This is a genomic window from Tsukamurella sp. M9C (genome assembly GCF_020169415.1).
Classification (GTDB): Bacteria; Actinomycetota; Actinomycetes; order Mycobacteriales; family Mycobacteriaceae; genus Tsukamurella.
Genome location: NZ_JAIULG010000018.1, coordinates 69790 through 76171, shown reverse-complemented (window position 1 = coordinate 76171; position 6382 = coordinate 69790). Strand labels below are relative to the sequence as shown.

At 71.0% G+C, this 6382-nt stretch carries 7 protein-coding genes; 6 read left to right on the top strand and 1 reads right to left on the bottom strand.

Annotated elements, in window-relative coordinates; translation table 11 throughout:
* The 3 genes from LB823_RS11210 to LB823_RS11200 all read left to right on the top strand — a co-directional run.
* Positions 1–2046: ATP-binding cassette domain-containing protein (locus LB823_RS11210; protein ID WP_224647183.1), on the top strand; the 2046-nt coding region annotated here is incomplete at its 5' end.
* Positions 2047–2105: 59 nt separating this feature from the next.
* Positions 2106–3596 (top strand): depupylase/deamidase Dop, encoded by a 1491-nt coding sequence (gene dop / locus LB823_RS11205; protein WP_224647181.1) that lies wholly within the window; start codon positions 2106–2108, stop codon positions 3594–3596.
* Positions 3597–3600: 4 nt separating this feature from the next.
* Positions 3601–4059 carry a nitroreductase family deazaflavin-dependent oxidoreductase gene (locus tag LB823_RS11200; protein ID WP_224647179.1) on the top strand — a complete coding sequence of 153 codons (459 nt, stop codon included), beginning with the start codon at positions 3601–3603 and terminating at the stop codon, positions 4057–4059.
* A gap of 117 nt (positions 4060–4176) precedes the next feature.
* On the opposite strand, the gene LB823_RS11195 is transcribed toward LB823_RS11200, so the two are convergent.
* Entirely contained in the window at positions 4177–4563 is a 387-nt protein-coding gene (locus tag LB823_RS11195; RefSeq protein ID WP_224647177.1) for a hypothetical protein, read from the bottom strand.
* Between the two features lie 74 nt (positions 4564–4637).
* Here LB823_RS11195 and LB823_RS11190 point away from each other — a divergent pair, with 74 nt between their 5' ends.
* Genes LB823_RS11190 through prcA form a run of 3 tightly spaced genes read left to right on the top strand, consistent with a single transcriptional unit; the run spans position 4638 to position 6312 of the window.
* Positions 4638–4832: a ubiquitin-like protein Pup gene (locus LB823_RS11190; protein ID WP_224647175.1), complete on the top strand. Its 195-nt coding sequence runs from the start codon at positions 4638–4640 to the stop codon at positions 4830–4832.
* Positions 4829–5605 (top strand): proteasome subunit beta, encoded by a 777-nt coding sequence (gene prcB / locus LB823_RS11185; RefSeq protein ID WP_224647173.1) that lies wholly within the window; start codon positions 4829–4831, stop codon positions 5603–5605. The genes LB823_RS11190 and prcB overlap by 4 nt, the downstream gene beginning before the upstream one ends.
* On the top strand, positions 5602–6312 hold the full coding sequence (gene prcA, locus LB823_RS11180) for a proteasome subunit alpha (protein ID WP_224647171.1): 711 nt from the start codon (positions 5602–5604) through the stop codon (positions 6310–6312). Before prcB ends, prcA begins: the two co-directional genes overlap by 4 nt.
* The last annotated feature ends 70 nt before the right edge of the window (positions 6313–6382 follow it).

The window sequence follows — 6382 nt, the reverse complement described above, 5'->3', positions numbered from 1 at the left end:
CAGCAGGCCCCGGTCCCGCCGCGCCCGGCGGGCGACGTCGCCCCGCACCTGCGCGCCATGGCCGGCAACACCGGCCTGTACCAGGTGGCGAAGATGCCCGCGCGGCCCGTCGGCACCGGCCAGATGACCATCGGCCGCACGCCCGACAACGACATCGCGATCGGCGACATGCTGGTCTCGCGGCGCCACGCCCGCCTGCTCACCGGCCCGCAGGGCCTGGTCATCGAGGACCTGGGCTCGGCGAACGGCACGCAGGTCAACGGCCGGCGCATCGCCGGACCGACGTCCCTGCGCGACGGCGACCTGGTCACCGTCGGCAACTCCGACCTCATCGTCGAGCAGGGCCGGCTCGAGCGGCCGAAGGCCCAGGAGTTCGCGGGCGCCGGCCTCGCGGTGCAGGGCATCACCCTCACCGTCGACGGCAACAAGACGCTGCTGCACGGCGTCGACTTCCGCGCCGCCCCAGGCACGCTGACGGCCGTGATCGGCCCGTCGGGCGCCGGCAAGTCGACGGTGTCCCGGGTCGTCTCCGGCGCCGTCACGCCCACCGCCGGCCGGGTCGAGTTCGAGGGCCGCGACGTGCACCGCGACTTCGACGCGCTCCGCTCCCGCATCGGCATGGTGCCGCAGGACGACGTGCTGCACCGCCAGCTCACCGTGCTGCAGGCCCTCCGGTTCGCCGCCGAGCTGCGCCTGCCGCCGGACATGTCGAAGGCCGACCGGGACCAGGTGATCGACGGCGTGCTCGCCGAGCTGCAGCTCACCGAGCACAAGCAGACCCGCGTGGACAAGCTCTCCGGCGGCCAGCGCAAGCGCGCGTCCGTCGCCATGGAGCTCCTCACCGGCCCGTCGCTGCTCATCCTCGACGAGCCCACCTCGGGCCTGGACCCCGCGTTGGACCGGCAGGTCATGCAGACCCTGCGTCGCCTGGCCGACGCGGGCCGCGTGGTGATCGTCGTGACCCACTCGCTCACCCACATCGACATGTGCGACCAGGTGCTGCTGCTCGCGCCCGGCGGCAAGACCGCGTACTGCGGCTCGCCGAAGGGCGTGAAGGCCGCGATGGGCACGAGCGACTGGGCGGAGATCTTCGACTTCGCGGCCAAGCAGCCCGACGTGGCCTGGCAGCGGTACCGGTCGGCGCATCCCGCCCCGCCGCCGCCCGCGCCCACGGGTGCGCCGCCGTCCCCGACGAAGGCGCGGAAGACCTCCGTGCGCAAGCAGCTCTCCGTGATCGCGCGCCGCCAGGTCCGGCTGATCCTCGCCGACCGCGCCTACCTGATCTTCCTGCTGCTGCTGCCGCTGGTGCTCGGCGGGATCACGTTGCTCGTGCCCGCGGACGACGGCCTGGCCTCGCCGTACTCGCTCCCGGACGGCTACAGCGGCGCGAAGATGATCCTCGTGCTGCTGGTCGTGGGCGCCTGCTTCATGGGTGCCGCGCTGACCTCGCGCGACCTGGTCGGCGAGCGCGCGATCTACCAGCGCGAACGCGCCGTCGGACTCGGACCGGGCGCGTATCTGTCCGCGAAGACGCTCGTCTACTTCGTCGCGGCCACCATCCAGGCGGTCATGATGATGGCGATCGTGATCCTCGGTGTGAAGCAGTCGACGGCGCAGGGATCGGTGCTGGCCAGCGCGCCCGTCGAGCTGGTCATCGACATCGCGGTTCTCGCGTGCGTGTCCACGCTGGTGGGCCTGCTGATCTCCGCGCTGGCCAGGTCCAGCGAGCAGGTGATGCCCATGCTCGTGGTGGTCGTCATGGTGCAGCTGGTGATGAGCGGCGGACTGTTCACGCTGCACGATCGCGTGGGCCTGGAGCAGATCTCGTGGCTGTTCCCGTCGCGCTGGGGCTTCGCGGCGAGCGCGTCCACCGTTGAGCTGCAGAAGCAGATCGACGCGGTCTCCGGGCGGCCGACGATGCAGGCGATCGACCCGCTGTGGGACTCGACGCCCATGCAGTGGGGCATCGCGATCGGCGTGCTCGCACTGATGGCGGTCGTGCTGTGGACCGCGACGCGCTGGCGGATCGGGCGGCAGTCGGCCTGACGGACGGCTGGTCGCCGCCGCCGGGAGCGGCCCGGACCACCCCGGATAGGCTGGGCACCATGCAGCGCATCATCGGGACCGAGGTCGAATACGGGATCTCCGCGCCGAAGGATCCCACCGCCAATCCGATCCTCACGTCCACCCAGGCCGTGCTGGCCTACGCGGCCGCCGCCGCGGTGCCGCGCGCCAAGCGCACCCGGTGGGACTACGACCTGGAGTCGCCGCTGCGCGACGCCCGCGGCTTCGACCTCGGCCGCGGCGGCCCGGCGCCGATCATCGACGCCGACGAGATCGGCGCGGCGAACATGATCCTCACCAACGGCGCGCGGTTGTACGTCGACCACGCGCACCCCGAGTACTCCGCGCCCGAGGTCACCGATCCGCTCGACGCGGTGATCTGGGACAAGGCGGGGGAGCGGGTCATGGACGCCGCGGCCCGCTACGCCTCGACGGTGCCCGGCGCCCCGGCGCTGCAGTTGTACAAGAACAACATCGACGGCAAGGGCGCCTCGTACGGCACGCACGAGAACTACCTGTGCCGGCGCGAGACCCCCTTCGCGTCGATCGTCACCGGCCTGACGCCCTTCTTCGTGACCCGGCAGGTCTTCACCGGCAGCGGCCGCGTCGGCATCGGCGCCAACGGCGACGAGCCGGGCTTCCAGCTCTCGCAGCGCGCCGACTACATCGAGGTCGAGGTGGGTCTCGAGACCACCCTCAAGCGCGGCATCATCAACACCCGCGACGAGCCGCACGCCGATCCGGACAAGTACCGCCGGTTGCACGTGATCATCGGCGACGCCAACCTCGCCGAGACCTCCACGTACCTCAAGGTGGGCACGTCGGCACTGGTCCTGGACCTGATCGAAGCCGGCGTCGACCTCTCGGACCTGCAGCTCGCCACGCCCGTGACCGCCGTGCATCAGGTCTCGCGCGACCTCTCGCTCACCGCGCGGCTCGAGCTCGCCGACGGCCGGACCATGACGGCGCTCGAGATCCAGCGCGAGTACGCCGATCGGGTGGGCCGCTTCCTCGAGGGCTCGGACGACGCCCGCGCGCTCGACGTCCACGCGACCTGGGTGCGGGTCCTCGACACGCTCGCCGACGACCCGCTGCGGCTCGCGGACGAGCTCGACTGGCCGGCCAAGCTGCGCCTGCTCGAGGGCATCCGGCAGCGCGAGGGCCTCGGCTGGGCCGCGTCGAAGCTGCAGCTCGTGGACCTGCAGTACTCGGACGTGCGGCTCGACAAGGGCCTGTACAACCGGCTCGTCGCCCGCGGCTCGATGAAGCGCCTGGTCACGGAGCAGCAGGTGATGGACGCCGTCACCACCCCGCCCGAGTCGACCCGCGCCTACTTCCGCGGCGAGTGCATGCGCCGCTTCGGCACCGAGATCGCCGCCGCCAGCTGGGATTCCGTCATATTCGACGTCGGCGCCGAGTCGCTGGTCCGGATCCCCACCCTGGAGCCGCTGCGGGGCACCAAGGAGCACGTCGGCCGGCTGCTCGACGACGCCGCCTCCGCGCGCGAGCTCGTCGATTCTCTGCGAGGCTAGGGCCATGGACATCGGTCGCGAGGTGGGGAAGCTCTACGCCAAGGCCTTCCCGGAGGTGCTCAAGGCGCACGGCGAGCTGTACGTGCGTTCCGGCGGCCGCATCGGGCACAAGCTGCTGTTCGGTGTGCCCAGCCTGATCGTGCGCACCGTCGGGGCGAAGTCGGGCGAGCCCCGCACCACGGTGCTGACCTACGTGCGCGACGGCGACGACTACGTCGTGGTCGCCTCCATGGGCGGCGCGCCCCGCAACCCCGCGTGGTTCCACAACATGGTCAAGGCGGGCACCGTCGACGTGCAGGTCGGCACCGACCGCTTCCCGGCCGCCGTCGAGGCGCTGCGGCCCGGCGACGCCGACTACCAGCGGCTCTGGGACCTCGCCGACGCGAACAACGGCGGCCGTTACGCCGCCTACCAGCGCAAGACGACGCGCCCGATCCCGGTGGTCCGGCTCCGCCCCGCCTGATCGACGGTGCATACGTCCGCTGACCAACACTTTTCGAAGCGTTCTGCGAAGGTTTCGGCGGCCCTGCGAGGCGCAGAACGCTTCGAAAAGTGTTGCCGGTAGCGGCGGACCGTCGGGCTACATGCCGATGGCGAGGTTCCGGGCGTAGCCGACGCGGTTGAAGACGTCCTGCACGGCCGCGTAGGAGTGGACGGGCACGCTGGTGGTGAACGATCGCCCCTCCGGACCGAAGACGGTGACCTGCACGAATCCCTGCGTGCGGTCCTCCTTCGCGAGCAGGAAGAACAGCGAGAAGAGGCAGACCACGAAGGCGCCGACGATGGCGAGCACGATCGCCCACGTGGGGATCTCCCGCGTCGCCACGCTCTGGTCGGTCACCGTCCATTGCGCGCCCGCGATCGGGAACGTCCCCGCCGGAGTGATCACCTCGGTTCGGGTGCAATGGATGTCGCCGATGCTCACGAGCACCGGATCGGGCATGTTGAGCGGCGTGTACGGATCCACGACAGCAGTGTAGGCCGGTAGTGTTGGCACATCGGGTCGTGCGGCCCGGATACGGTCGCTAAGGAGGCAGCGAGATGGCGCAGGAGCAGGTCAAGCGTGGCGGCGGCGGAGACGACGAGGATGCCACGGGTGCACCGTCGGGTGCCGGCCAGGAGCGCATCGAGAAGCTGACCGACGAGACGGACGATCTGCTGGACGAGATCGACGACGTGCTCGAGGAGAACGCCGAGGACTTCGTGCGTGCGTACGTGCAGAAGGGCGGCCAGTGACGCCGCTGCACGGCGGATCGTCGTTCGTCGAGCACCTCGCCGCGGTGGCGCCCGAGGCGCTGCCCGGCCGGGGTGCCGGGGCCGACGGTGCGCCCGATGTCCCGCACGGCACCACGATCGTCGCCGTGGCCTTCGACGGCGGTGTGCTGCTCGCGGGTGACCGCCGCGCCACCATGGGCAATCTCATCGCGCAGCGCGACATCGTCAAGACCTTCGTCACCGACGAGTTGACCGCGGTCGGCATCGCCGGGACCGCGGGGATCGCCAAGCAGATCGTCAAGCTGTTCACGGTGGAGCTCGAGCACTACGAGAAGATCGAGGGAGTGCCCTTGACCTTCGAGGGTAAGGCGAACCGTCTGGCCGGCATGGTGCGCAGCAACTTCGGCGCCGCTCTGCAGGGCCTCGCCGCCGTGCCTCTCCTGGTCGGCTTCGACGAGGCGGAGGCCCGCGGCCGGATCGTGTCCTACGACGTCACCGGTGACTGGCACGACGAGGTGGGTTACCACTCGATCGGCTCGGGCTCGGCGTGGGCGAAGTCGTCGATCAAGAAGCGCTTCCGTCCCGGCCTCGAGGCCGACGGTGCGCTGGACGTGGCAGCGGAGGCCCTCTTCGACGCGGCCGACGACGACACCGCGACCGGCGGCCCCGACGTGCTCCGCAAGCTCTATCCGACGGCGATCGCCATCACCGCGGACGGCGCCGTCGAGGTGTCCGAGGAGGACGTGGCCGCCGCGACCGACCGCGTGATCGCGGCGAGGGGAGGCGACCAGTGACGTTCCCGTACTACGCGTCCGCCGAGCAGATCATGCGCGATCGCTCGGAGCTGGCGCGCAAGGGCATCGCCCGCGGCCGCAGCGTCGTGGTGCTCAAGTACGCCGACGGGGTGGTCTTCGTCGCCGACAACCCGAGCTCGCTGTACAAGATCAGCGAGATCTACGACCGCATCGGCTTCGCCGCCGTGGGCAAGTACAACGAGTTCGAGTCGCTGCGCCGCGCGGGCATCCAGTTCGCCGACACCCGCGGCTACCAGTACTCGCGGCGCGACGTGACCGGCTGGTCGCTGACCAACGCCTACGCCTCGACCCTGGGCACCGTCTTCACCGAGCAGGCGAAGCCCTACGAGGTGGAGCTGTGCGTCGCCGAGGTCGGGACGCCCGACAACACCGGCTCGCGGCTCTACCGCGTGGGCTACGACGGCTCCGTGGGCGACGAGAAGCAGTTCGTGGTCATGGGCGGACAGACCGAGTCGATCACGCCGGTGCTCACCGAGGGCTACGCCGACGATCTCGATCTTGCCGGCGCCGTGGCGCTCGCGGTGAAGGCGCTCAGCGCGCCGGCACCGTCGAACGGGTCGGCCACGACGGCCGAGCCGAAGACCTTCGCCGCGGGCGAGCTCGAGGTCGCGATCCTGGACCACACCCGCCCGCGCCGCGCCTTCAAGCGCCTCTCGGACGAGCGGGTCGCGGAGCTGTTGGGCTGACGCGGTAGCGCTGGCACCACCCCGGAATCGGGCGTTCGCGCCCGTGACCGGGGACCGTCGATCCGGTGTG